Source organism: Cohaesibacter marisflavi, from assembly GCF_963665895.2.
In the GTDB taxonomy this organism is placed as follows: Bacteria; Pseudomonadota; Alphaproteobacteria; order Rhizobiales; family Cohaesibacteraceae; genus Cohaesibacter; species Cohaesibacter marisflavi.
The window spans coordinates 930,948-955,957 of sequence record NZ_OY762534.1 but is presented as its reverse complement, the minus strand read 5'-3'; the positions used below and the strand labels follow the sequence as shown (position 1 = coordinate 955,957).

The following is a 25,010-nucleotide window of genomic DNA, read 5'->3' as shown; positions in this document are numbered from 1 at the left end:
ATGGCGGAGGGGGAGGGATTCGAACCCCCGGGACCGTGAAGCCCAACGGTTTTCAAGACCGCCGCAATCGACCACTCTGCCACCCCTCCGGCGTCATGTGGTTGGGAGCCCTTTTGCCGCTATTTTCAAACAATTGCAAGCCTTCTTGCAATTGTTCGTGCCATGCTGTTGAAAAATAGACGATCAAGCCCCGTCATTGCGTATATCTATCTGGGTACAACACCTGATCGGGAAGCAAAATGCACGAGTTAAGTGCATTATCTTAATCGCGACCACATTTTTGCCACCATCGCTTTACACTCCCTTTACCACGATAGACGGAATAGTCTATTTTCTCTGGCAATATCAGCCATTTTCGGAAATATTGAACTTTTGCGAGCTATCGTCGTAGAAATAGGCACAGCTTGTGTTGTTAACCTTGATGATTAGGGGTAAAACAACTTCGAGTGAAAGCCGGCGTCAACATGATGAGTTTTGTCGACATGCCAAAATGAAGTCGACATTCCATAAAAACAAGCGGATCCCGCTTTTTAAAAAGCCATCAATGGGGTTTGAAGTGCTGTTTTCAAATCGAAAAAATTGCCGCACGGGCATGGTTCTGACGCTTCTTGGCGTAGCAGGCATCGCGCTCTCGGGCTGCTCAGGATCGAGTAAAAGCAAAGTTGATCCCAAATACGGCGTTTCTGCCAGTGCGCGCGTCGCGACGAAGAAGGGCGATTTCCGCAAGGGTGGTGGCTCTTACAAAATCGGCAAACCTTACAAGGTAGCCGGCAGAACCTATGTGCCCAAGCATCAACCGTCTTATAACAAGACAGGGAAGGCCTCTTGGTATGGTGACGATTTCCATGGCCGGTTGACGGCCAATGGCGAAATTTTTGATATGAACTCGCTGACAGGGGCACATCCGACGTTACCGCTTCCTTCTTATGTGCGGGTCACCAACCTCAAAAATGGCAAGTCGACTCTGGTCCGCGTCAACGATCGCGGCCCTTATGCGCATAACCGCATCATCGATTTGTCCAAACGCGTGGCTCAGAAGCTTGATTTCATCAATGATGGCATCACCAATGTTCGCGTTCAATATGTGGGCAGGGCGCGCATGGATGGTCACGACACAGCATTCTTGGAGGATTCCTTCAGGGACAAGGGCCAACCAATCGGCAACGACCGCAAAAACCTGCCAACCGGTGGTGGCACTACTGGCTCTGAGGCACCTGTAATGATGGCGTCTGCGTCTGTTCCCAAATCGAAGCCGCAAAGGCAGTCTTCCAACTTCCTGTTGGCTCACCTGCCACAATTGGGGGCGCCGGACGCAACAGCCTTTGCGCCGAGCCCAAGCCCGGTTGATCTTGCCCAGGCACCAACGTCTGGCTGGGCTCCGGTGGATCTCGTAGGAGATGGCTATTTCCCGCCCGAAGGCATGGGCAATGTTGCCGCGCCTCTGGAACTGGCGAGCATGGCTCCGGTGCAGCTGAACTATGCGCCAGACACCTCCCGGCGTGTTGAAGCAGGGTATCAGGCCATCGACAGTCTCATGACGGGCGACAAACAGTCCAACCTGAGCGCGGCATTAAAGAGAAAAGCGCAAGCCATCGCGCAGACACCTGATATCGCCTCTCAGAAATCAATGAAGCATCTTGGCACCTTCACGCAATCCTATGGCATGCGACTCGCCGAGGAATTTGCCCTGCTTGCCGCCGTTGATATCAGTGATCAGCCCGATGGTTCCGTCTCTCTTGAGATCAGCAAACTCAAGCCCGGTGTAAAATGGAATGACATTGCCGCTTTGAGACATCGATTAGGGCTCAGCTGACAGCCAAGCGTTGCGTTTCGCAAAAATATCGAGATTTTTCAAGGAGAGTAGCGATGCTCTCCTTTTTCTTTGCGCCCACTTAAGCTACTATCGCGCCAACTGGATGGTACACGCAAAGGTGACTTGTCAGCCTCGACGTATTGTTCAAGCATGCCTGTCAGCGCCTATACCGCGCTGGCTTCATACCTAACGTTGAGGGGGGAAGGATGCTCAACGAAATGTTTAAAAGATTTTCCCGTCTTATGCTTCTGCTCATAGCGGCCACTTTTTCGGTTCAAACCGCTGTGCAGGCACAGGTCTATCAGACAGCGGCAAAGCACGCCTATCTGATAGACTGGAATTCCGGCTCGGTACTCTTTTCCAAGGACGAGGATGAACAGGTTCCCCCCGCATCTCTGGCCAAATTGATGACGCTTGAGGTGGTGTTCCATGCTTTGAAAACCGGCGAGCTGACCCTTGAGTCAGAATTCTACATTTCCGAGCATGCCTGGCGCGATGGTGGAGCCAATTCCGGCGGCTCGACCATGTTCGCAAAGCTGGGCTCCATGGTGCCGCTTGATGCGCTGCTCCACGGCATCATCGTGCAGTCCGGCAATGACGCATGCATCGCGGTTGCCGAGGGCATGGCCGGAAACGAAGAAACCTTTGCGCAGTTGATGAACAAGCGTGCCGAGGACATCGGCCTTACGCATTCTCATTTCATGAACTCCACGGGTCTGCCTGCAGAGGGGCAGATGGTGACCGCAAAGGATCTGGCCAAACTCGCCCGCCACCTTATCGATGACTATCCTGAATATTACCACTATTTCGCCATTCCAGAATTTACCTGGAACGGCATCACACAACATAACCGCAACCCGATCCTCGGCTTCACCGAAGGGGCCGATGGGCTCAAAACCGGCCACACAGAAGCGGCTGGCTACGGCCTTGTCGCTTCGGCCAAACGCGGTGACGAACGCCTGATTGCCGTATTGACCGGCATGAAATCCAAAAAAGAGCGCCGCGAAGAAGCGCGCAAGATCATGAATTGGGGCTTCAGGGCCTTCACCTCTCAACGCATTTTCGATCCGGATGAAGAAGTCGCCTATGCAAGCGTCTTTGGCGGAGACAAGTCCGAAGTCCTCTTGGTCAGCGAACGTCCCGTCAGCCTCTTTATGCCACGGGCACAGCAAGGCCGCCTCAAGGCTCGTGTCTATTATGATGGCCCGATCAAGGCTCCGATTGAAGAGGGCGTCGAGGTCGCAACACTCAAGGTCTGGAACGATGACAAGCTGATCTATGAGGCTCCCTTGATCACAGGAGAGAGCGTTGGACGCGGAACAACGACCCAACGTGCAATCGGAGCGTTGAAAGAACTTGTGCTTGGTTGGTTCTGAGCCGACTTCCTGCTACAAGCTAAGCTCGAAACCAGCATGAGGGAAGCGATTCCCTCACTCGACCATGCCAGATAGAATGGCACGGTGTTTGCCGATCGGGAGCGAGCTCAGCAATGGCGCTTGGAAAATTTATCACCTTTGAGGGCGGCGAGGGCGTTGGCAAGTCAACGCAAATCCGCCTTCTTGCCGAACGGCTTGCTCAAAACGGCATTGATTGCATTCAGACCCGCGAGCCCGGCGGCTCAAGCAAGGCCGAAGCCATGCGGGAATTGCTTCTCTCTGGCACAATTGCAGACATGGGCATTCCGCCAAGCGGCGAAGCTGTTCTTTTTGCCGCAGCCCGCGCCGACCATGTCGACACCAAAATAAAACCAGCACTGGAAGAGGGCCAATGGGTTCTGTGCGACCGCTTCATGGATTCCACCCGCATCTATCAGGGTGAAAACAAAGAGGTCTCCGAAGAGCTGGTAAATATGCTCGAGCGCCTCGCCATTGATGGCGCAAAGCCAGACATCACCTTTATCCTTGATCTCCGGGCGGAAATCGGCATGGCGCGCGCCAATAGCCGCAGGTCAGAAGGCGAAGCCGCTGACCGGTTCGAGCGCGAAGCCTTGGCTGTACATGAGAACCGACGCAATGCATTCCTGTCCCTTGCCTATAAGGATCCGAAGCGATGTAAGGTGATTGATGCCTCCCAGTCAATCGATGAAATCGCACAGGATATCTGGCAGGTTGTTGACCATGAATTGCTGTCAAAAGAGCAGGGGGCCGCGACGGGCTCTCAAACTTCTTCATCTGATCAGACGGCTGATACTTCAGAAGAGAGTTAAATGGCGGAAGCAGATCTGGATTTTCCGATTTATGATATCTTGCCCGATCTGGAGCCTCCGCATCGGCAGCGGCTCTTCTTTGGCCATACGGAAGAAGAACAAAAATTCCTGTCCTCCTGGCAATCAGGCAAGATGCATCATGCGTGGCTTCTGACTGGGCCCAAGGGCATTGGCAAAGCAACATTTGCATTCCGCGCAGCCCGTTTCATTTTCAATGAGGGGATGGCACCTCAAGGTGGCGGGCTCTTGGGCGACATGGCTGCCCCAACGCGTCTGGACAGTCCGGATGACTGTCAGGCCGTGCATCTTGTTACCAATCTGGCCCACCCGAACCTTCTGGTGATCGACAGGCCCTACGACCAGAAGTCAAAGCGGTTTAAAACGGAAATCACCGTCGATGAAGTAAGAAGGACCGTGCGCTTTTTCGGCTCCACAGCCGGCGAGAAAACCTGGCGTGTCTGTATCGTCGATCCGGCGGATGACCTCAACAACAATGCCGCCAATGCGCTCTTGAAAATCCTTGAAGAACCGCCCGTCCGCACGCTCTTCTTTCTGATCTCCCATGCTCCCGGCCGTTTGCTGCCAACCATCCGCTCGCGCTGTCGACGCCTTGGCTTTTCGCCGCTGGAAAATCCGGCTCTCAGTGACGCAATAGCGGGGCTAGGCATTGCGGAAGGAGCCGACACGATAGAACAGCTCAGCCAGAGCTGCGATGGGTCCATTCGCAAGGCCGCAGAGCTGCAATCGGATGAAGGGCTGGTGCTCATTCACGCCTTCGAGCGCATGCTGGCGCCCCCTTATAATCCCGATTATGAAACGCTCAATGCTTTCGCTGAAACCGTAGCCCAACGTGGCAAGGACGAACGCTTCGACGGCTTTTCCGATTTAGTGCACCGCTATCTCAGCCGTCAATTGCATGAAAAAAGCGGCGTGGACGGCACGAGAGGCGCCGATCTCTATCCGCTTGCACGCGTCTGGGATGAAGCACGAGAGCAGATCCAGCAGACCCGTATATTTAATCTGGACAAGAAGCAAACCGTCATAGAAGTCATGCGCATGTTGGCCAAAGCATCGCGCGGTGAGCGCTAATTCGCACAAGTTTGGGCTCTGTCCACCATCATTTGCACAAAAATCCTTGACGATACGCGCCCCTTCGCCCACAAACCTTTTGAAAGAATTCCATGCTCTGATTGCGGCCATCGTTGGCAAAAACAACTGAACCGTCGCATTATGGGCGAAAATCCACTCAACGATAGAAGACAACCATCGGCATGACTGACAAATCTCCGTTTTTCATCTCCACAGCTATCTCTTATCCCAATGGCGCACCACATATCGGGCACGCCTATGAAATGATGGCAACGGACTCGATGGCACGCTTCAAACGCCTTGATGGACATCAGGTCTTTTTCATCACAGGCACCGATGAGCATGGCCAGAAAATGCAGCAGACGGCCGAGAAATTCGGCATGACGGCAGCTCAGCTGGCTGACCAGAATGCGCCGGTCTTCGAAAAAATGGCCAAGGCGCTCAATCTGTCCAATGATGATTTCATCCGCACCACGCAGCCGCGCCATTATGAAGCGTCCAAGGCCATCTGGAAGGCCATGGAAGCCAATGGTGATATCTATCTGGATAGCTATGCTGGCTGGTATTCGGTGCGCGATGAAGCTTACTATGCTGAAAGCGAAACAGAATTTCGCGAAGATGGCGTGCGTTATGGCCCGCAAGGCTCTCCGGTTGAATGGACTGAAGAGGAGAGCTACTTCTTCCGCCTGTCTGCTTATGAAGACAAGCTACTCGCCCTTTATGAGGCTCAGCCCGATTTCATGGGGCCATCCGAGCGCCGCAACGAAGTCATCAGCTTTGTGAAAGGCGGCTTGCGCGATCTGTCCATTTCCCGCACGACCTTCGATTGGGGCATTCCGGTTCCGGGTAATGACAAACATGTCATGTATGTGTGGGTCGATGCGTTGACCAACTATATCACCGCGCTGGGCTATCCCAATATCGATGCAGACAAGTTCAAGACCTTCTGGGGCAACGCGACCCACATCATCGGTAAGGATATCATCCGCTTTCACACGGTTTACTGGCCAGCATTCCTGATGTCTGCGGGCCTTGATATCCCCGGACGCGTCTTTGCCCACGGCTTCCTGTTCAACCGCGGCGAAAAGATGTCCAAATCCGTCGGCAACGTGATCGATCCGTTTGGCCTCATCGAGGAATATGGTCTGGACCAGACTCGCTTCTTCTTCCTGCGTGAAGTGCCATTCGGTCAGGATGGCAACTACAGCCACGAAGCGATCGTCAACCGCACCAACGCGGACCTTGCCAACGATCTTGGCAACCTTGCCAGCCGCTCACTTTCCATGATCGCAAAGAACTGCGACAAGGCTCTGCCGGAGCCGGGCGCATTCAGCGCTGAAGATCAGGCAATGCTCGATCAGGCTGACGCCATGCTCGAAAAATGTCGTGAATTCATGGACAAGCAGTTGATTCACAAGGCGCTTGAAACCATATGGGATGTAGTGGGCGAAGCGAACCGCTATTTCGCAAGCCAAGAACCTTGGGCACTGCGCAAGACCGATCCAGCCCGGATGAACACCGTGCTTTACGTTACGGCCGAGATCATTCGTCAGGTCGGCATTCTTGCTCAGCCTTATATTCCGGAATCGGCAGAAAAGCTGCTCGATCTCTTTGCTCTTCCATCTGACAAGCGCGATTTCGCGTCTCTTGGTCCGGTCGGCCGCCTGGCAGCAGGCACACCGATTGACAAGCCAAGCCCTGTATTCCCGCGCTATGTCGAAAAAACCGAAGAAAACGAGGCATAGACTAAATCATGCTGGTTGATAGCCATTGTCATCTGGATTTTCCTGATTTCAAGGAAGAACTGGACGATGTCGTACGCCGCGCCGAATTGGCTGGCGTCGGGCATATGGTCACCATATGCACACGCATCAAGAAATTCGATGAAATCAAGGCCATCGCCGAGCGCTATGACAATGTCTTCTGTTCCGTAGGCTCCCATCCGCATAATGCGGATGAAGAGCTGGACTATAGTGCCGAAGACATCGCCAAACTGGCCGAGCATCCCAAATGCGTGGCCATCGGCGAAGTCGGTCTTGACTATTTCTATGACAATGCCCCGCGTGAAGCGCAGGCCGAAGGTTTTCGCCGTCATATCAAGGCAGCGCGGATGACTGGGCTGCCTTTGTCCATTCACACCCGAGACGCCGAAGACGATACCATCGCCATCCTGAAGGAAGGCATGGAGGAGGGGGCCTTCCCGGCCCTTTTGCATTGCTATTCCTCCAATCGCGAGTTGGCCATGCGATCGCTGGAAATGGGGCTGTATATCTCCCTCTCCGGCATTCTGACTTTCAAGCGCAGTCAGGAAATCCGCGATACCATCAAAGACGTACCTCTGGATCGATTGCTGGTGGAAACCGATGCGCCATATCTTGCGCCAATGCCATATCGCGGCAAACGCAATGAGCCTTCCTATGTGGTCAATACTGCTCAGGTCTTGGCTGACGTAAAGGGCGTGTCTCTGGAAGATATCACGAAGATCACGACGGACAATTTCTTCCGCCTGTTCAGCAAAGCAACGCGATAAGGCAACAGGTAGCAGGAACCAATGAACAATGACAAAGGACAACGGATTTAAGCTGCGTATTCTGGGCTGCGGATCATCGCCCGGCGTGCCCCGTGTGGGCAACGACTGGGGCAAATGCGATCCGAACAACCCGAAGAACCGGCGGACCCGTTGTTCAGCGCTCATTGAAAAATGGCAAGACGGGCAGGTCACCCGTGCGCTGATTGATTCCGGCCCGGATTTTCGCGAGCAGATGCTGCGTGAACATATCGATTGGGTCGACGGTGTTCTTTATACCCATCCCCATGCAGACCATACCCACGGCATCGACGACCTGCGCGCCTTTGTTTTCAATCGGCGCGAACGGGTCAAGATCTACGCCAACGAGATGACACTCAAGCGTCTGCAAGAGGGCTTTGGCTATTGCTTTAAGACGCCAGAGGGAAGCAAATATCCTCCGATCCTTGATCCAGCCTTGATCACCCATGGCGATAGGGTCTGTGTCGATGGACCGGCAGGCACGATTGAGGCCCATCCGTATAATCAGGTGCATGGCGATATCCATTCGCTCGGCTTTCGCATCGGCAATCTGGCTTACTCATCTGACGTCAGTGATCTGGAACCGGACACCATAGCCATGATGCAGGATCTGGACGTCTGGATCGTCGACGCCTTGCGCTATGCACCACATCCAAGTCATTTCTCACTGGATGAGGTTTTGGCATGGTCTGAGCGTCTCAAGCCCAAGAAGACCATTCTAACCCATATGCATATCGATATGGATTATGAAACGCTGCGCCGCACGCTGCCAGACAATGTCATTCCAGCCTATGACGGCCTGACCATTTCCTTCTAAAGATCCTCAGTCAGCTTCCTTGAAGCAGGTATCGCATAAACGCTTGCCAATAAACGAACTAGGCGCTCACTCATAGTCCTCTGTGTCCATATTACACAGTGGGGCATATGAAGTGGTACAGACAAACCATGGTCATGCGTTGAGAAGCAGGCGCTTCAAAACTCTCTTTCATCCATAGCCGCACACATCTCTATCGCTCCCAGCGATTGCTCCTGACAGAGAGACGCCGCCGCCGTCATTGGCGAGCGCCTTTCACACAGGAACACGCATATGACCGGACAATCTCTAAGCTTCTGCAAAGAAATAGAGATCGATTTTGTCCGTATAACTTTCACCTCAGGAGCAATAGAACGCACAGAAGCCATTGTGGCATCTGTCACTTAAAGGGATGAAAGCAAAGGATTGATTGCTTCAATTTTTATGGATATCATCCTGACTCTAAAGACTCTTTAGACCATGACGCCAAACATGAGTACACCCGCCCAATCGCCACCTCAATAATTTTAGTTCCATAATATAGATTATGCGAATTATTGATATAAACAAACGGCGGTGTCATGGATGCCCGCCACGCATCTTCGCTCGAACGGCATTGGCTATGGCCCCTCCCTCGACATGATATAAAAAAGCCGCCAGAGCTCAAACGCTGGCGGCCTGTATGATTGCCTTGAACTGTAGCCCTGGTTGCCGGTGCTTACTTCTGGCCCCAGGCTTTGCCATTGAGATGGCTTGATGCCTCAAAGGAGTCTGGTAGCTTCAATGTAGGCTCCAGCTTGGCAAGGCGCTCGACAGACACCTGAGCGATGGCATGGGCCAAGCCAAAGCCAATCTTGAAACCACCTGTCGCAGCAAAGATGCTTTTCGAGCCCGGCAAGAAGCCAACCATTGGATCGCGCTTTGTGGCCTTGGGACGAATTCCGGCCCAGCGCTGCATGATTTCGGCCCCTTCCAACATCGGACACAGATTGAGCGCCTTGGCCCAGATTTCATCGCAGCGATCATCTGTGCTGTGTTCATCGTCCCATTCTTCCTCTGTGGTGCTGCCAATGGCACAGACGCCATCATCATGCGGAACCACATAGACAGTACGGTCATACAAAACCGGCAGACCGGGTTTTTGTCCTACCTTGGCAATCAGCGCCTGCCCCTTAACGCCGATACCAAGATCCTCTATGCCTGTCAGTGCCTCGATCATCGGGAAACTCTTATAGCCCGCAGACAGCACCACAAGACCAGCCGAGAGCGTTTCTCCGCTGGCGAGCGTCACCTGAGCGCCTTCACCCAAATCTTTGACGTCGACCACTTCAGCATTCTCCATAACGACGCCACCGCGCTTGATGACAGAAGCCCGAGCAGCCTCACAATAAGCTCGCGGGTTGGCACGCGCAGAAAAGTTGTCAAACGCATATCCTTCCGGGCACAGCTCAGCATTAAGCCAGCCCCCCAGATCATCCTGCGGGAAAACCTTGTGATAATAGCCGGTCTCGGCTCCATGCCAGAGCACTTCTGCTTCTTTGGATCGCACCTCATGGCGTTCTCTCAGTGCCTCGGTACCGAGCGGCACGACCCGTCCGCAGCGATCATAACCGATGGAAAGACCAGTCTCTTCTTCAAGTAACACTTTAACTTCAGAAAGATTTTTCAAAGCATTGAATTGAAACTCTTTTTTCTCATTCCATCTTTCCGACATATGGGGCAAGAGTGCTCCCAGAAGACCATAGCTTGCACCCTGCCCGATCTCTTGTTTATCGACCAGTGCAACGCTCATGCCTTCGCCCAAACAGGCTCTGGCAATGGAAAGACCAAACACGCCACCGCCAACAACGAGGCAATCAAAATGAGTGGATGATGAGGAATTGAGAGGACTTGGCATAGCTCATATTTCTTCTTATGAAAGGAAGCGGCATGATGCCGGACACCACGCTCTAGGCTTCCACTGTTAAGGTTGCCGTACCCTAATCGATCGAACGGAAAATTGATATGGCGAAGCCTCCTGAACTCGTCTGGCTGGGCAATTTGACCCCTAAATCCACACGCTTTGACGACACCTATTACTCGCGGGAAAACGGCCTTGATGAAACGCGCTATGTCTTCATAGATGGCAACAGGCTGCCGGAGCGCTGGCTCAAGGGACAATCCGTCACCATCGGCGAGCTCGGCTTTGGAACGGGTCTCAATTTTCTCGCCACCTGGCAGGCATGGCGCGATACCTTGAGCACCCCATCGCAGCAATGCGATACGCCCTCATTCACCTACATCTCCTTTGAGAAATATCCGCTCGACCAAGAGAGCCTTGCCAAAGCGCTTTCGCCCTGGCCCGACCTAGCAGAGCTTTCTAACAAACTGGTTGAAGAATGGAAGCCAAATAGGGAGGGCTGGCTAAAATTCGACTTTAACTCTGTCGCGCTTCATCTCTATATCGGAGATGCCGCCGATGGGATCAAGACGATCCCCTCTTCCATCGATGCGTGGTTTCTCGATGGATTCAACCCCAAGACCAATCCCGAACTTTGGTCCGAAACCCTGATGCAATCGGTCTATGATGCGTCCAACCCTGAAGCCACTCTCGCCAGCTACACGGCTGCAGGCTGGGTAAGGCGCAACCTGCAATCAGCAGGTTTCTCCATTGCAAAGCGCAAAGGCTTTGGGCATAAACGGGACATGATCACCGGCTCAAGGTGAGTCATTCCATACGCCACAAAAGGCGCCCCACCTCAAATAAGTCTTGAGTTCAAAAATGACAATTCAACCCTCACGCGACATAGCAACGCTTGTCGAAATCATGGCCCGCCTTCGTGACAAGGAGACTGGTTGCCCCTGGGACATCGAACAGGATTTCGCCTCCATCATCCCTTACACCATCGAAGAAGCGTATGAAGTGCAGGACGCCATCGAGCGGAACGACCTCTATGACATGCGTGATGAGTTGGGGGATCTTTTGTTGCAGGTTGTTTTCCACGCGCAGATGGCCAAGGAAATGGAAGACCACCCGGCCAGCTTCGATTTTGGCGACGTCGTTTTAGCCAGCACCAAGAAAATGATCCGGCGCCACCCGCACGTATTTGGCGACACAGACGCCCGTGACAAAGGCATGGTCCGCAAGGCATGGGAAGCCATCAAGGCCGAGGAAAAAGCCGAGCGCGCAAGTGAACGCCAGGCGCTGGGTTTGACTGACGAGGACAAAACCTTTCTTTCTGCTGTACCGCGCGGCATGCCAACCATGAAGGCGGCCGTCAAACTACAAAAGCAAGCCAGCAAGGTTGGCTTCGATTGGAACGATCCGCTGCTTGTTCTGGACAAGATTGCCGAAGAAGTGGAAGAAGTGCGCAACGAGCTCATCCTTCATGAAATGGATGAAAAGGCTGTACGCAACGAGATCGGCGACCTGCTTTTCGCCGTTGCCAACCTCGCCCGCCATCTCGATGTAGACCCGGATGAAGCGCTGGCTTATACGAACCAGAAATTCCGCGATCGCTTCGGCCATATCGAAAACGAACTTTCCGAGCGCGGAGGCAGTCTGGAAAATGCCAGCCTGGACGAAATGGAAGATCTCTGGCAGGAAGCCAAAAAAGAACGCGATTGAGCCCAACAAAAAGGCCCCGCCCAAAATGGACGAGGCCTTTTGAATTTCGTGACGATGCGGTATCTAAACAGCATCCTTGCCGGTAATCAATCGACGTCAAACCGGTTGCGCAGTTCGGCTTCCACCTTGTCTTGCGCCCGCACATGCAAATCAATGCCCTCTTCACCATCGGTGCGGTCCAGAACGTCGCAATGGCGATAGAGCCACGCAAGCCCCTCCCCATCTTCAAAGCCCAGATGCAGCGTGAGAATATTGTCATCCTCGCCGAGCTTGTCTTCAATCTCGGCTAACAGAACATCTGTCCCCTGCCCGGAAACAGCTGAAACGGCCACAGGCTGCAATTGCCCCGTTGCACGCGATGGCTGCTGAGAGGCTGCGCGCTCCATGACAGTTTGCCGTTCTTCCTCGGGCAACAGATCAATCTTATTCCAGACTTCAATCACGCGTGGATCTTCGTCGATCTCGATACCAAGATCGTGCAATACGTTGGCTACATCTTCGGCTTGCGCATTGGTGTCTTCATGCACGATATCGCGCACATGCAATATCACGTCCGCTTCGAGCACTTCTTCCAGCGTCGCACGGAAGGCGGCAATCAGATGTGTTGGAAGATCGGAAATAAACCCGACCGTATCTGACAGGATAACCGGACGCCCGTGAGGCAGAACCATCGTGCGCAAGGTCGGGTCGAGCGTTGCAAACAACAGATCCTTGGCAAAGATGCCTGACCCGGTCAACAGATTGAACAATGTCGATTTGCCCGCGTTCGTATAGCCGACAAGCGCAACGATCGGATGCGGAACTTTCTGGCGATTGGATCGATGCAGCCCGCGCGTCCGGCGCACTTGCTCGAGATCCTTCTCCAGACGATTGATTTTTTCTTGCAGGGCTCTTCGGTCAGCCTCAATCTGCGTTTCACCGGGACCGCCCATGAAACCGATACCGCCGCGCTGTCTTTCAAGGTGGGTCCAGCTACGAACCAGCCGGCCTTTTTGATAATTGAGATGCGCAAGTTCGACCTGCAGCCGACCTTCTTTGGTCTGGGCGCGACGTCCGAAAATTTCGAGAATGAGCCCGGTTCTATCCAGAACCTTGGTATCCCATTCCTTTTCAAGGTTGCGCTGCTGAATAGGTGATAGTGGATGATCGATAATAATCAGATCAACCTTCTCCCTATCAATAATATCCCAGATATCTTCCAGCTTCCCCTTCCCGATCAGGGTCGAGGGGCGAATGGCATTGAGCGGTACGCGCAAAACATCGACAACATCCAGCTCGATGGCAGCAGCAAGTCCTGCCGCCTCTTCCAGACGTGACTCATCCGTCCGGCGGATAATACGCCCTTCGGAAGCAGCCTTATTCTGCAAATGTTGCGATAGAATGGGAACCAGAACGAGAGTACGCGTTGCCACGGCACCACGCTCGATCATCTTGCGCGGACCTTTACGCTCGTCCTGCCCTTCGAATTCACCTGAATCTGACAATCAGCCTTCAGCCTTTTCGCCAGTCTCACCGCCTTCAAACAGACTCAGCGGCCCATTCGGCATAATCGTCGAGATGGCATGCTTGTAAACCAGCTGAGAATGACCATCACGGCGCAGAAGTACGCAGAAATTATCAAACCAGGTTACAACGCCTTGCAGCTTGACCCCGTTGACCAGAAAAATAGTCAAAGGTGTCTTTGTTTTTCTGACATGATTGAGAAAGGTATCTTGGAGGTTCTGGGCTCGTTCTGCCATGTGTCCTGCCTTATTTTCTTTTAATTCAACACTCGGTCTTATTCCAACCTAGTTTGAACCATCACTATGACGTAGTCCGTAAGATTAAACCAGTCTGAGCATAACTCTTTTATTTAAGCAATGCCGCAAAGTCTGGATTGTCCACACATCTTGGGGGAAAATGATGAATGATTGCTAGACTGTCCCCCACAAACCGTCTTAACAACCGCGCCATTCAAACTCGAGAGTATCAAACGATAACGATTCTCAAGCCCTCAGTTTAAACAAAACCACCTGCTTGCCAAGTCGCAATCGCAACCAATTCATGCATTCCTACCAAAAACCAACCATTGTGTTGCGTTATAAAGCACTATCTGTACCAGAATTTGAAATTTAACGCCCCCAGCAGGACAACAATTTCCATCCGCCCGATAAGCATCGTCCCTGCCAGAACATATTTGACAAGCGGCGTCATTTCATAATAGCGCGGCCAATCAGCCGTCTGCGCCCAGCTCGTGCTGTAGAGCGGCCCGATATTGGCAAAGCTCGAAATCGTGGCGATGAGGCCACCTTCAAGATAGCCTGTGCTGGTCGTAACGACACCAGAGACGATGGCAATCAGAATGATAGAGAGCAGAAGCGATGTCCAAACGCCATTCATGAATTGGATTGTTGGTTTGGCATGACCGATCCAGCCCTTGCGGATTTTGTTGGGATGGAAAAGCCGGCTCACTTCGCTGACGAGTTGCATGAAGAGCGCAAACATACGGTAGATTTTCAGCCCCCCTGCCGTGGAAAAAGAAGTCGCGCCCATCATGGCAAGACTGATGACCAAAAGGCCTGGGAAGACTGTGACGTCCGCATGGCGCAACTCGAACCCTGTCGTTGATATCAACGAAATGGCGGCAAAGAAGCCCTGCCGCAAGGCCGCCCCCGGAGCCAGAACGCTAGCGCCACCGGCCAGTTGGAACAAGGTGATGGAGTAGACAAGCCCGGCGCCAAACATCAGAATGAAAAGAATATAGCTTTCTCTATGTTCAACCAGAAAACGCAGCTTATTCCGCACAGCCATGCGATGCCACACAATGCTCGACGCACCGGCGATCATCCCCATTGCGATGATGAACTCGGCCATTCGGTTGTTATAATGCTCACCGATAGCCCCATCCACGGGCAAAAAGCCTCCCGTTGAAATAGTCGAAAAGGCAATGCAGGTGGAATCAAAAGGCGGTATCCCCGCAACGACCAACAGAACCACAAGCGTAAGTGTTACCAGACCATACGCACTACCAACCTGCCTTAAAACGTTGAATGTCCAACCAATTTCATCGCCAAGGCTCTGCTCCATAAACTTGCTGTAGGTGTCTCGGATCACGCCCACGCCACTAGGGGCCAAAATCAGAAGAAAGCTCAACAGCGTGAGAAATCCACCAAACCATTGCAGAATGGCCCGCCAGAAGATAATCGCCTTTGGCACGCTCTCCAGCGTTTGCAATATGGTCGCACCCGTCGTACTGATGCCCGATGCCGCCTCGAAGAAGGCATCGACCCATTCCATTTGTCCGGTCAGAACGAAAGGAAAGGCGCCAGCAACAGGCAGCCCCAACCAGGCCAGAACGCAGAGAAGAAAGGTCTGCTGATTGAGCATCTCCCTTTCCTGCCCGCGCAAGGCAAAATAGACCCCGCCCGAGAGAAAGCCCGTCAGGCCGGATGTGAGCAAAAAGCCTTCCGCAAGTTCAGTATCACCAGCACTCAGTGCGACGAGCGCAGTGGGCAGCATTAGCCCACCGAGCGCACCAAGCAAAATGGAGAGGTAATAGAGAATAGCGGTCATCCGCGCACAGCCTCAATCAGAACTCAGAAAAATTCAAAGCTGACGCGGAACAGCAGTTCCACTTGTTTCACACGGTCGGCCAGCGCAAAGAGGATTACCCTGTCACCAGCCTGAATGGTGGTGTCACCATCCGGCATCAAAACCGCATTGCGCCGGAAAATGGCCCCCACGCGCACGCCATCCGGAAACTCGACGCTTCGCAATGGGCGCCCAACCAGTGGTGATGTTTCCAGCGCTTCAGCCTCAATGCCCTCGGCCGCCCCGTCTTCAACCGCATGAACCCCGCGAATACGCCCGCGGCGCACATGCTGCAGGATCTTTGAAATGGTCACCGAGCGCGGATTAACGTTTGAATCGATGCCCAGATCATGCACCAAATCGGAATAGTGGGAATCGTTGAGCAGGGCCATGGTACGGGCGCAGCCCAGTCGTTTGGCCATAGCGCAGCTAAGAATATTGACCTGATCATTGTTCGTCAGCGCAATCATCGTATCGGTTTCGCGAATGTCGGCTTCTTTCAGGATGTCCTGATCAAGCGCGCTGCCCTGCAACACGATTGTGTCTTCGAAATCGTTGGCAATCTTGATCGCGCGATCCCGATCAAATTCGATGACCTTGGCGCGGGTGCGCTTTCTGCGCTCTTCAATGGCCAGCGCCACATAGCGTCCGATATTGCCACCACCAGCGATAACAACCTTGTTTGCCTGATCCTCATCATGACCAAAGATGCTCAGAGTACGCCAGACCTGCTCACGCGCCACAACCACATAAGCCAGATCGCCAGCTTGCAGATGATCCTCGGCATGAGGCACATAAAGCTGCCCGTCCCGCCGGATGCCAACGACGACCGCTTTAAGGTCAGGGAAAAGCTCGGTCAGCTGACGCAATGGCGTATCGACAACAGGGCATTCTTCCTCGCAATCAATCGCGATCATCAGCACTTCACCATCGGCAAACCGCACGGTATCTTCCGCTCCTGGCATCGCCATGCGCGACAGCACCATTTCCCCCACTTCCACTTCTGGCGAAATGATCACGTCAATCGGCAGATGCTCGCGAGAGAACAGATCCGCATAATGCTTTTCAAGATAGGATTGCGCACGCACACGCGCCACTTTGGTTGGCACATTGAAAATGGAGTGCGCCACCTGACAGGCGACCATATTGACTTCATCATAAAGCGTGACAGCAATGATCATGTCAGCTTCTTTAGCGCCGGCTCGCGCCAGGATATCGGGATGAGCCCCATGGCCCACATAGCCACGCACATCCAGCGTGTCCCGAATGGCCGCAACCAGCCGCGGAGAACTATCAATCACCGTAACGTCATTCTGCTCCGATGACAGATGCTTGGCAATGCCGTAACCGACCTGTCCTGCGCCGCAAATCACCACTTTCATAACTGACCGCTTTCATTTATCGCCAGACCACCGCGCGCGGCAGGCAAAGGCGAATTGAACTCGATGCCCCAAGGCGCCGGCCCCAAAGGTCAGCTTCCATGAGAAATGTCATCCGGGCTTTATTGCATATTTTCACACCAAGCCCAATGAAAGAAACGCATAGCTCTCTTCATATAAGAAGGCAATAGGCGCAAACAGAGCCAAATCGAGCGCTGGTTGGCCACTTCTAGACCACACCGAGGCTCTTGAGTTTACGATGCAGCGCCGAGCGTTCCATGCCGACAAACTCAGCTGTACGCGAGACATTTCCGCCAAATCGAGCGATCTGCGCCTTGAGATATTCACGCTCGAACACCTCACGCGCCTTTTTGAGCGGTAGAGACATAATCTGCTCTCCAGCTTCTCCACCTCCAGGAATGCTCGGAACAGTTTCCCCCACCTCATTAGGCAGCAGATCAGCGGTGATCACCGCATTCTCATCCCCTTTGGTCAGAATCAGCAACCGTTCGATATTATTGCGCAACTGGCGAATATTGCCCGGCCAGTTATGCGCCTGCAAAATGGCCATGGCATCTTCGCCAATCTTGCGCGCAGGCAGGCCAGAGGTCGAGGAAAGCTGCTCCATAAAATGCAAAACGAGTTCAGGGATATCTTCGCGTCGCTCAGCCAGAGGCGGCACGGCAAGCGGCACCACACTCAGACGATGGAATAAATCTTCACGGAACACGCCTTCTGAAATAAGCCCCTCCATGTTACGCGACGTGGAAGAAATCACTCGCACATCAACCTGAACAGCTTTGCTGCCGCCAACACGAATGAACTTGCCGGTGGTCAATACCCGAGTCAGTTTGCTTTGCATTTCATGGGGCAGATCGGAAATCTCCTCCAGATAAAGAGTGCCGCCGTGAGCCTCTTCCAGAGCCCCCACCTTGCGCTGGGTTGTCCCATCGGCCTCTGTACCGAAAAGCTGAAACTCCAGATCATCCATAGCAAACTGAATGGAGGAAAAAATCACGAAAGGCGCTTCGGAGCGCGGCGATTGCTGGTGAATGCAACGTGCGACCAGTTCCTTGCCCGAACCGGACTGACCAGAGATCAATACGCGGCTGTTGGTCGGGCCAACGCGCTGAATCATCTGACGCAGATTGTTCATCGGGCTTGACGAGCCGACTAGCTTGGTCTCCCCGCCGCTGCGCGACTGCAGATCTTTCACCTTGCGCTTCAGGCTTGAGGCTTCCAGCGCCCGCTCGGCGACCAGAATGAGACGATCAGCCTTGAAGGGCTTTTCGATAAAGTCATAAGCACCACGCTTGATGGCAGCCACCGCCGTTTCGACACCACCATGACCGGAAATCATGACAACCGGCAGTTCGGGATGCTTTTGTTTGATGACCGCCAACAAGGCAAGCCCATCAAGGCGAGAGCCCTGCAGCCAGATATCAAGAAAGATCAGGGATGGTCGCCGCTGCTCGATCAGCTCCAACGCCTCATCGCTGTGTGACGCCATGCGTGTGTCATAGCCTTCATCTTCCAGAAGCCCTGCAACAAGCTCACGAATATCGACCTCGTCGTCGACTACGAGAATATCAGCCGCCATCTTCAGACCTCCGTTTCACTATTTGATTGATCGGAAAGAGCCAAACCGGAATTGTGATTCTGTTCAGCCCTCTCATCAGATTCACCGGACGTATCCTGCTCCACTCCCTCTTTGGGCAGGCGGATTTCGATGCATGCACCCTGCTCGAATTCAGTCACTTCGCTGGCATCTCTCAGTTGAATGCCGCCACCATGCTCGCGCAAGATCTTGCGAACGATAGCAAGCCCCAGACCGCTGCCTTTTTCTCGGGTCGTCATATAGGGCTCAAGCAGGCGCTGCCGGTTATTGGCGGGAAAGCCAATGCCATTATCTATGATACGGACGCAATAATTCACGCCTTCTTCTTCCGCCTTCACGATCACCTGACCATCAATATCCTGCCGATCTTCTCGTCCGGCAATCGCCTCGGTGGCATTCTTGATGATGTTGGCCATAGCCTGGGAAATGAGCCGATGATCAAAGGAAACCGGCATCTTTTCCGGAATATCGGTATCAAACTTGATGTCATGGTTGGCCACCTCAATCAAGAAGACCGATTCCTTGATGATCTCCGACAGATCCCCATGCTCGAACACCGGTTTGGGCATACGGGCAAAGGAGGAGAATTCATCGACCATGCGACCGATATCCCCCACCTGCCTGACGATGGTATTGACGCATTGCTCAAAGACCTTCTGATCATCTTCGGCGATTTTCTTGCCATAGCGCCGACGCAGGCGTTCCGCGGAAAGCTGGATCGGTGTCAGCGGGTTCTTGATTTCATGCGCAATGCGGCGTGCTACATCAGCCCATGCGGCAGAGCGCTGCGCGCTGACCAGTTCGGTAATATCATCCAGGGTGACAACATATGAGTGGCTTTCGTCCTCATTGCTACGCTCGAGGGTTACGCGCACACGCAAGGCATATTCGATACCATTCCGCACCAGCGTAATCTGGCCTTCCTTGTGTGCCTCGGTCAGATGATCTGCTTCGTCCACCAGCGACGCAATCTCGGGCAGCACATTGTCGAGATCTTCGCCTAGCAAATCCCGCTCTTTGAGACCGAGGATCTTCAACACAGACGGGTTGGCCAGCGTGATCTCTCCGGTCTCATCAACACCGATCACCCCGGCGCTGACACCCTGTAACATCGCTTCGGTAAAGCGCCGTCTGGCATCAATGGCATCGCGCGCCAGAATGAGTTCGTCCCGCTGGGACCGCAACTCTGTTGTCATGGTGTTGAAGGTCTCATTCAGATTTCCAAAATCAGACGAGCCCTTGTCTACCGGCAGACGCACATAGAGATCCCCATGTCGCACGCGCTCGGCCGCTCCGATCAACCGCCGGATGGGCGCGACCAGCCGATTGGAAAAACCGATAGCAAACCAAGTCGTCGAGAGCAGAACGATCAACCCTGCCCCTGTATAAAGCATGGCAAATGCAGCCTGAATATTGGATCGGCTATCAAAGAAGGCTCGATATTCCTGCGCATTCTCCGACGTCATCCGCAGAAAATTTGATACAACAGGGTCGATTACCCGCAAGACAAACAGATAGGCGTCGTTGAATTCCTCAAGCCGAGAAATACCGGCAACAAGGTTAGAGTCGCCGAGAGCAATGAAGACAGGCTGACTGTGGGCCTGTTCCAACAATTCCGGCCCGGGCATCTTGGGCGCAGGCTGATCAAGCCGGCTTGGCGACGCCATCAACTGCTCACCGGCCCCGTTGACCACAAAGGCCGCAGGAATGCCGCGAATGCGGGTCTGTCGCGAGAAGATGGCACGAAAGCGATCAGAATCAAGCAGAAAATAGGGTTCGGCCTCATTCAGTGCCTGCGAAATGCCCAGCAATTCATTGCGCAATACGCGGGCATGCTCCTTGGTATAGGCCGAGGCAACCGTTTGCGAGCTATTGATAATCGCCTGCGTACGCGAGGAAAACCAGCGATCCAAACCACGGTCCAACGTAATGCTTGCAAAGATCGCCACAAGGATCGTTGGCACCGTTGCCACCAGAGCGAACAGCCCCATGACGCGAATATGCAACCGCGCGCCAGCCCGCCCCTTTTTGCGAGCCCGCAATACGGCACAGGCTTCCAGAAAAATGATCAGCGCCAGCATAAACAGCAGCACGCCATTCACGATCATCGCTATTCTGATGACATCATCAGTCGGCTCGATTGATGTCAATCCCAACAGGATGACAAAGGACGTCACGCCTGAAACAACCGAAAGCACAACGCTAATCAGGCCGATATAACGCAATCGGCTTCTTTTTTCTGGTTTCTCAGGGCCATATTTGGCAGCAGCTTCCTTGCCCCCGAGTTGGTCAAGGCCAGCCGGCCGTTTGGCGGACGCTTCAGACTCCGAAAGATATGACACGCGCAACAAATCCTAGCAAAAAGGGCTATCCCAATAGAGGGAATCGCCCCTTCTATTCAATGAAATTGTTGCCTAAATGTGACAGGTCTTTCAGAAACTGTCCATGCCAAACGGCACCTCTGTGTCAAAAAAGCCACAGAGCTATTGTAAATGGCGGATTCTTGGCGATCAGGCGCCCCTGACCACCTGAATATCAAGATCCTTGATTTTCTTGCGCAGAGTGTTCCGATTGAGCCCGAGCAATTCGGCGGTCTTGATCTGGTTGCCCTTGGTGGCAGCAAGAGAGGCACAAATCAACGGATACTCGATTTCTCTGAGTAGGCGGTGATAAAGCCCCGGAGGTGGCAGGCTGTCGCCAAATTCCTTGAACAGCTGTTCAAGATAAGACTCCATAGCCCCGGCCAGATTCTGGACTTTCTGCTCAGGCTGCACATCCGTCGTCAGACTGATCTGATTGAGTTCATTTTCAATCTGGTTGGCCGTAATCGTGTCCTGCGGATAGAGAGCTGCGAGACGCCGCACGAGGTTTTCCAACTCGCGGACGTTGCCCGGCCAGCGATAACGCAACATCACATCCAGAGCATCTGGCTGGATCTGCTTGACCGGCAAGCCTTCACGCTCACCAAGAGCAAAGAAGTGACGCACCAGATCCTTGATATCTTCGGCACGTTCCCGCAGAGGAGGAAGACGCATCGGCACGACATTGAGCCGGAAGAACAAATCCTCACGGAAAAGCCCCTGATGAATGAGTGACTGCAAATCCTTGTTGGTCGCAGCCACGATGCGCACATTCGTCTTTATCGGCGTGCGCCCGCCAACGGTGGTATATTCCCCCTGCTGCAAAACACGCAGCAAACGCGTCTGCGCTTCCATAGGCATATCACCGATTTCATCAAGAAACAGCGTGCCCCCTTCGGCCATTTCAAATTTGCCTGCCGAGCGCCCATGCGCACCGGTGAAAGAGCCCTTTTCATGGCCGAACAGTTCGGATTCAATCAGATCTTTCGGAATGGCCGCCATGTTGATGGCGACAAACGGGCCTTTGCGGCGCTTGCCATAATCATGCAGAGCCCGCGCGACAAGTTCCTTGCCGGTGCCGCTCTCGCCCGTGATCATGACCGTAAGGTCATTCTGCATCAGGCGCGCCAGCATGCGATAGATATCCTGCATGGCAGCAGAGCGGCCAATAAGCGGAATATCCGTTCCATCGTCATCCGCAGGCTGAAGACTCGGTCTTGGCTCTGAAAGAGCACGACCAGCAATATTGATCAGCTCCTTAAGGTCAAAAGGCTTGGGCAGATATTCATAAGCGCCCCGTTCTGATGCCTTGATCGCCGTCATGAAAGTGTTCTGCGCACTCATGACAATGACCGGCAAATGAGGCCGGGCCTTCTTGATACGCGGTAGAACATCAAAAATATTCTCGTCCGGCATCACGACGTCCGTAATAACCAGATCGCCCTCACCTTGCGAAATCCAACTCCACAAGGTAGTGGCGTTCGAAGTCAGACGCACGGTGTATCCGGCACGAGACAGCGCCTGATTCAGCACCGTACGAATGGCGGTATCATCATCTGCAAGCAGGATTGTCCCTTTTGGCATAGTGGTCCGAACTCCTATATCTGATCCGAGGTACTGGTGGGCAGCATCACCCGGAAAATGGTCTGGCGACCAGACCCGTCAAACTCAATGACGCCGCCATGATCCCCGATAATTTTGGCAACCAGTGCGAGCCCGAGACCGGACCCGTTGGTTTTGGACGTCACGAACGGATCAAACAGGCAGTCCTCAAGTTCCTTGGGAATGCCCGGTCCGTTGTCTTTTACGCAAATTTCCAGTGGCAGTGAGGTTTTCTCGCTCGAACCGGCCACCTGAATACGGATGCCGGGACGGAACGCTGTCGTCAAAACGATCTCGGGATCGGGCACCTCAATAACAGCCTCAGACGCGTTCTTGACCAAGTTCAGGAACACCTGAACCAATTGGTCTTGATTGGCGAAAACATGCGGCAAGGAAGGATCATACTCTTCAATGATGCGAATCCGGTCACCAAACTCGGCCTGTGCCAACTGTTTGACCCGATCAAGCACCACATGGATATTGACGGCCTCACGCTCTACCGGCCGCTGATCAGAGAAGACTTCCATCCGGTCAATCAATCGGACGATCCGGTCAGTTTCCTGCGTGATCAACTGCGTAAGGGCGCGATCTTCATCCGAGACGGAGCTTTCCAACAGCTGTGCTGCGCCCCGGATGCCAGAGAGAGGATTTTTCACTTCATGCCCAAGCATGGAAGCAAGCCCCGTCACCGAACGCGCTGCGTCGCGATGGGTCAACTGGCGATCCATCTTGTCCGCGATGGAACGCTCTTGCAGCATCACGGTCACAAACCCGGTCATGTCGGGTACGGGCGCAGCATAAACATCCACGACCTTTTCGACCCCAATGCGCGGGTTGGAAATATCGATACGATATTCATTCACCGGCGCAAGCCGATCTCTAGCCTGATCGACAAGGGCCAGAACCGGACTGCCAAAGGGCAACAATTCGGCAAGCTTCTGTTTGCGCAAATGAGACGCGCTGGACTGGAAGAAGAACTGCGCCATATCATTTGCTGCAGCAACGAACCCCTCCTCATCAACCATCACGACCGGATGCGGCAAGGAACTCATCATTGCCTGATAGGGGTTGCTCGCCAAGCTGCCGCCTTTTTTGCTTTCAATCATGCTACGTGCCTCTCCGCAGCAACGCTGAAAAACTCGCGCAGCGCAATGCGCACAGTCTCAGGCTCTTCTGCGGTTAAAATTACTTTTCTAAGATTTGATAGTTCGGAGGAATTGGAAACGGATGTCTGCAAAACCCCATCCATATACCAACCAAGATGCTTGCGAGCGCATCGCACCCCGACAATATCGGGATAATAGTCGATCATGGCGTCATAGTGCTCCAGCACGAGTGTCAGCAAATCCGCGCCAGCGGGCTCGTCCAGATACGCACCCGTTGCAAAGTAATGCGCAATGAAACCTGGCAACCATGGGCGACCATAAGCGCCGCGCCCGATCATCACCCCATCCGCACCCGATTGTTCAAGGCAGGTGATCGCATCGTCTTCACTCAGCACATCACCATTGGCAATCAGAGGCACGGACACGGCATCAGAAACCACCCGAATAGCGCGCCAATCGGCATTGCCTTTGTAAAACTGATTGCGCGTGCGTCCATGCACCGTCACCATGGAAACGCCGCTTTCCTCGGCCCGCCTGGCCAATTCAGCCGCATTGTGACTGTCATCATCCCAGCCCAACCGCATCTTGACGGTAACCGGCACAGAGACGGCACCAACCACCGCGTCAATCAAACGCAGGGCCTGATCAAGATCACGCATCAACGCAGAGCCGGAATAACCGGAAATAACTTTCTTGGCTGGACAGCCCATATTAATATCGACAAGCGCCGCCCCAGCCCCTTCAGACAGGCGCGCAGCTTCGGCCATCCATTCGGCCTGATTGCCAGCAAGTTGCACGGCATGCACATCCACGCCCTGCCCTTCGGCCCTCAGGCGCATTTCTTCCTTCCCTACAGCAAAGGCCTTGCTGGCCACCATCTCGGAAATAACGAGCCCTGCCCCGAACCGTTTGGCGAGCATGCGGAAAGGCAAATCCGTTATCCCCGACATTGGCGCAAGAAACACGCCGTTCGGCAACGAAACGGACCCTACAGTCAAGCTGTTTCCAGCCTTATGGAATGGAAGCGATGGCATAAAGAGATCAGCTTTCAAAACTCACAACACTAGACAGTATATCTGTGCCTAATAAATGTGCAAGCAAATTCGCTGATCAATTTTTGATCATTAACACCCTAAGTGAACAAGCAACCCAAAGATCACTTGACCGCAGCTTCTTTTTCATGAAAAGCCTTACTGCAAACGGGCACAAATCCATTATTGCAACAATCCACCGGGCATTGCAAAAAGAAACAAGCGCGTGCGCCCGATATCACCCGAGTTTTCTCGCTTTTGGCGAATCAAAGCACCGCACGCACGTGA

General features: G+C 53.5%; 19 protein-coding genes and 1 tRNA gene. 9 read left to right on the top strand and 11 right to left on the bottom strand.

Going from position 1 to position 25,010, the window contains the following annotated elements:
* Nucleotide 1: 1 nt before the first annotated feature.
* Nucleotides 2-89, bottom strand: a tRNA-Ser gene (locus ACKPCT_RS05555).
* A gap of 503 nt (nt 90-592) precedes the next feature.
* Here ACKPCT_RS05555 and ACKPCT_RS05550 point away from each other — a divergent pair.
* The 7 genes from ACKPCT_RS05550 to ACKPCT_RS05520 all read left to right on the top strand — a co-directional run bounded on the left by ACKPCT_RS05550 (nt 593) and on the right by ACKPCT_RS05520 (nt 8,473).
* Nucleotides 593-1,813, top strand: a complete 1,221-nt coding sequence (locus ACKPCT_RS05550) for a septal ring lytic transglycosylase RlpA family protein (RefSeq protein ID WP_175528095.1) — start codon at nt 593-595, stop codon at nt 1,811-1,813.
* 218 nt (nt 1,814-2,031) lie between these two features.
* The gene (locus tag ACKPCT_RS05545) at nt 2,032-3,189 is read left to right on the top strand and encodes a D-alanyl-D-alanine carboxypeptidase family protein (RefSeq protein WP_319568626.1); all 1,158 of its coding nucleotides are present in this window, start codon (nt 2,032-2,034) and stop codon (nt 3,187-3,189) included.
* A gap of 113 nt (nt 3,190-3,302) precedes the next feature.
* Complete coding sequence (gene tmk, locus ACKPCT_RS05540; protein ID WP_090073536.1) at nt 3,303-4,019, top strand: dTMP kinase; 717 nt, start codon at nt 3,303-3,305, stop codon at nt 4,017-4,019.
* Nucleotides 4,020-5,108: a DNA polymerase III subunit delta' gene (locus ACKPCT_RS05535; RefSeq protein WP_319568625.1), complete on the top strand. Its 1,089-nt coding sequence runs from the start codon at nt 4,020-4,022 to the stop codon at nt 5,106-5,108. It begins immediately after the preceding gene.
* Between the two features lie 182 nt (nt 5,109-5,290).
* Complete coding sequence (gene metG, locus ACKPCT_RS05530; RefSeq protein WP_319568624.1) at nt 5,291-6,853, top strand: methionine--tRNA ligase; 1,563 nt, start codon at nt 5,291-5,293, stop codon at nt 6,851-6,853.
* Nucleotides 6,854-6,861: 8 nt separating this feature from the next.
* Nucleotides 6,862-7,638, top strand: a complete 777-nt coding sequence (locus tag ACKPCT_RS05525) for a TatD family hydrolase (RefSeq protein ID WP_319568623.1) — start codon at nt 6,862-6,864, stop codon at nt 7,636-7,638.
* 28 nt (nt 7,639-7,666) lie between these two features.
* Complete coding sequence (locus ACKPCT_RS05520) at nt 7,667-8,473, top strand: MBL fold metallo-hydrolase (RefSeq protein WP_319568622.1); 807 nt, start codon at nt 7,667-7,669, stop codon at nt 8,471-8,473.
* A 694-nt stretch (nt 8,474-9,167) separates the two neighbouring features.
* On the opposite strand, the gene ACKPCT_RS05515 is transcribed toward ACKPCT_RS05520, so the two are convergent.
* Nucleotides 9,168-10,346: an NAD(P)/FAD-dependent oxidoreductase gene (locus ACKPCT_RS05515; protein WP_319568621.1), complete on the bottom strand. Its 1,179-nt coding sequence runs from the start codon at nt 10,344-10,346 to the stop codon at nt 9,168-9,170.
* 107 nt (nt 10,347-10,453) lie between these two features.
* Between ACKPCT_RS05515 and mnmD the strand changes: the two genes are divergently transcribed.
* Nucleotides 10,454-11,155: a tRNA (5-methylaminomethyl-2-thiouridine)(34)-methyltransferase MnmD gene (gene mnmD / locus ACKPCT_RS05510; RefSeq protein WP_319568620.1), complete on the top strand. Its 702-nt coding sequence runs from the start codon at nt 10,454-10,456 to the stop codon at nt 11,153-11,155.
* Nucleotides 11,156-11,216: 61 nt separating this feature from the next.
* The gene (gene mazG / locus ACKPCT_RS05505; RefSeq protein ID WP_090072147.1) at nt 11,217-12,056 is read left to right on the top strand and encodes a nucleoside triphosphate pyrophosphohydrolase; all 840 of its coding nucleotides are present in this window, start codon (nt 11,217-11,219) and stop codon (nt 12,054-12,056) included.
* 86 nt (nt 12,057-12,142) lie between these two features.
* Here the strand turns inward: mazG and hflX are convergent, their stop codons facing one another.
* The 9 genes from hflX to dusB all read right to left on the bottom strand — a co-directional run bounded on the left by hflX (nt 12,143) and on the right by dusB (nt 24,689).
* Nucleotides 12,143-13,486, bottom strand: coding sequence for a GTPase HflX (gene hflX, locus ACKPCT_RS05500; protein ID WP_319569388.1), 1,344 nt, complete (start codon nt 13,484-13,486; stop codon nt 12,143-12,145).
* A 54-nt stretch (nt 13,487-13,540) separates the two neighbouring features.
* Nucleotides 13,541-13,795, bottom strand: a complete 255-nt coding sequence (hfq, locus tag ACKPCT_RS05495; RefSeq protein WP_090071364.1) for an RNA chaperone Hfq — start codon at nt 13,793-13,795, stop codon at nt 13,541-13,543.
* A gap of 349 nt (nt 13,796-14,144) precedes the next feature.
* Complete coding sequence (locus ACKPCT_RS05490; RefSeq protein WP_319568619.1) at nt 14,145-15,608, bottom strand: TrkH family potassium uptake protein; 1,464 nt, start codon at nt 15,606-15,608, stop codon at nt 14,145-14,147.
* Between the two features lie 23 nt (nt 15,609-15,631).
* On the bottom strand, nt 15,632-17,008 hold the full coding sequence (trkA, locus tag ACKPCT_RS05485) for a Trk system potassium transporter TrkA (RefSeq protein WP_090071369.1): 1,377 nt from the start codon (nt 17,006-17,008) through the stop codon (nt 15,632-15,634).
* 226 nt (nt 17,009-17,234) lie between these two features.
* Nucleotides 17,235-18,605 carry a nitrogen assimilation response regulator NtrX gene (gene ntrX, locus ACKPCT_RS05480; RefSeq protein WP_319568618.1) on the bottom strand — a complete coding sequence of 457 codons (1,371 nt, stop codon included), beginning with the start codon at nt 18,603-18,605 and terminating at the stop codon, nt 17,235-17,237.
* Nucleotides 18,606-18,607: 2 nt separating this feature from the next.
* The gene (locus ACKPCT_RS05475) at nt 18,608-20,965 is read right to left on the bottom strand and encodes a sensor histidine kinase NtrY-like (protein WP_139229245.1); all 2,358 of its coding nucleotides are present in this window, start codon (nt 20,963-20,965) and stop codon (nt 18,608-18,610) included.
* Between the two features lie 168 nt (nt 20,966-21,133).
* Complete coding sequence (gene ntrC / locus ACKPCT_RS05470; protein WP_090071376.1) at nt 21,134-22,567, bottom strand: nitrogen regulation protein NR(I); 1,434 nt, start codon at nt 22,565-22,567, stop codon at nt 21,134-21,136.
* A gap of 14 nt (nt 22,568-22,581) precedes the next feature.
* Complete coding sequence (locus ACKPCT_RS05465) at nt 22,582-23,691, bottom strand: two-component system sensor histidine kinase NtrB (RefSeq protein ID WP_090071378.1); 1,110 nt, start codon at nt 23,689-23,691, stop codon at nt 22,582-22,584.
* The gene (gene dusB / locus ACKPCT_RS05460; RefSeq protein WP_319568617.1) at nt 23,688-24,689 is read right to left on the bottom strand and encodes a tRNA dihydrouridine synthase DusB; all 1,002 of its coding nucleotides are present in this window, start codon (nt 24,687-24,689) and stop codon (nt 23,688-23,690) included. Before dusB ends, ACKPCT_RS05465 begins: the two co-directional genes overlap by 4 nt.
* Nucleotides 24,690-25,010 lie beyond the last annotated feature (321 nt).

Excerpts from the sequence above, each read along its gene's own strand:
- ACKPCT_RS05465 (WP_090071378.1), bottom strand. The coding sequence starts at position 23,691 with ATGATTGAAAGCAAAAAAGGCGGCAGCTTGGCGAGCAACCCCTATCAG.
- ACKPCT_RS05515 (WP_319568621.1), bottom strand. The coding sequence starts at position 10,346 with ATGCCAAGTCCTCTCAATTCCTCATCATCCACTCATTTTGATTGCCTC.
- hfq (WP_090071364.1), bottom strand. The coding sequence starts at position 13,795 with ATGGCAGAACGAGCCCAGAACCTCCAAGATACCTTTCTCAATCATGTC.
- ACKPCT_RS05520 (WP_319568622.1), top strand. The coding sequence starts at position 7,667 with ATGACAAAGGACAACGGATTTAAGCTGCGTATTCTGGGCTGCGGATCA.
- ntrX (WP_319568618.1), bottom strand. The coding sequence starts at position 18,605 with ATGGCGGCTGATATTCTCGTAGTCGACGACGAGGTCGATATTCGTGAG.
- tmk (WP_090073536.1), top strand. The coding sequence starts at position 3,303 with ATGGCGCTTGGAAAATTTATCACCTTTGAGGGCGGCGAGGGCGTTGGC.
- ACKPCT_RS05545 (WP_319568626.1), top strand. The coding sequence starts at position 2,032 with ATGTTTAAAAGATTTTCCCGTCTTATGCTTCTGCTCATAGCGGCCACT.
- trkA (WP_090071369.1), bottom strand. The coding sequence starts at position 17,008 with ATGAAAGTGGTGATTTGCGGCGCAGGACAGGTCGGTTACGGCATTGCC.
- ACKPCT_RS05550 (WP_175528095.1), top strand. The coding sequence starts at position 593 with ATGGTTCTGACGCTTCTTGGCGTAGCAGGCATCGCGCTCTCGGGCTGC.
- metG (WP_319568624.1), top strand. The coding sequence starts at position 5,291 with ATGACTGACAAATCTCCGTTTTTCATCTCCACAGCTATCTCTTATCCC.
- mnmD (WP_319568620.1), top strand. The coding sequence starts at position 10,454 with ATGGCGAAGCCTCCTGAACTCGTCTGGCTGGGCAATTTGACCCCTAAA.
- hflX (WP_319569388.1), bottom strand. The coding sequence starts at position 13,486 with ATGATCGAGCGTGGTGCCGTGGCAACGCGTACTCTCGTTCTGGTTCCC.
- ACKPCT_RS05490 (WP_319568619.1), bottom strand. The coding sequence starts at position 15,608 with ATGACCGCTATTCTCTATTACCTCTCCATTTTGCTTGGTGCGCTCGGT.
- ntrC (WP_090071376.1), bottom strand. The coding sequence starts at position 22,567 with ATGCCAAAAGGGACAATCCTGCTTGCAGATGATGATACCGCCATTCGT.
- ACKPCT_RS05525 (WP_319568623.1), top strand. The coding sequence starts at position 6,862 with ATGCTGGTTGATAGCCATTGTCATCTGGATTTTCCTGATTTCAAGGAA.
- ACKPCT_RS05535 (WP_319568625.1), top strand. The coding sequence starts at position 4,020 with ATGGCGGAAGCAGATCTGGATTTTCCGATTTATGATATCTTGCCCGAT.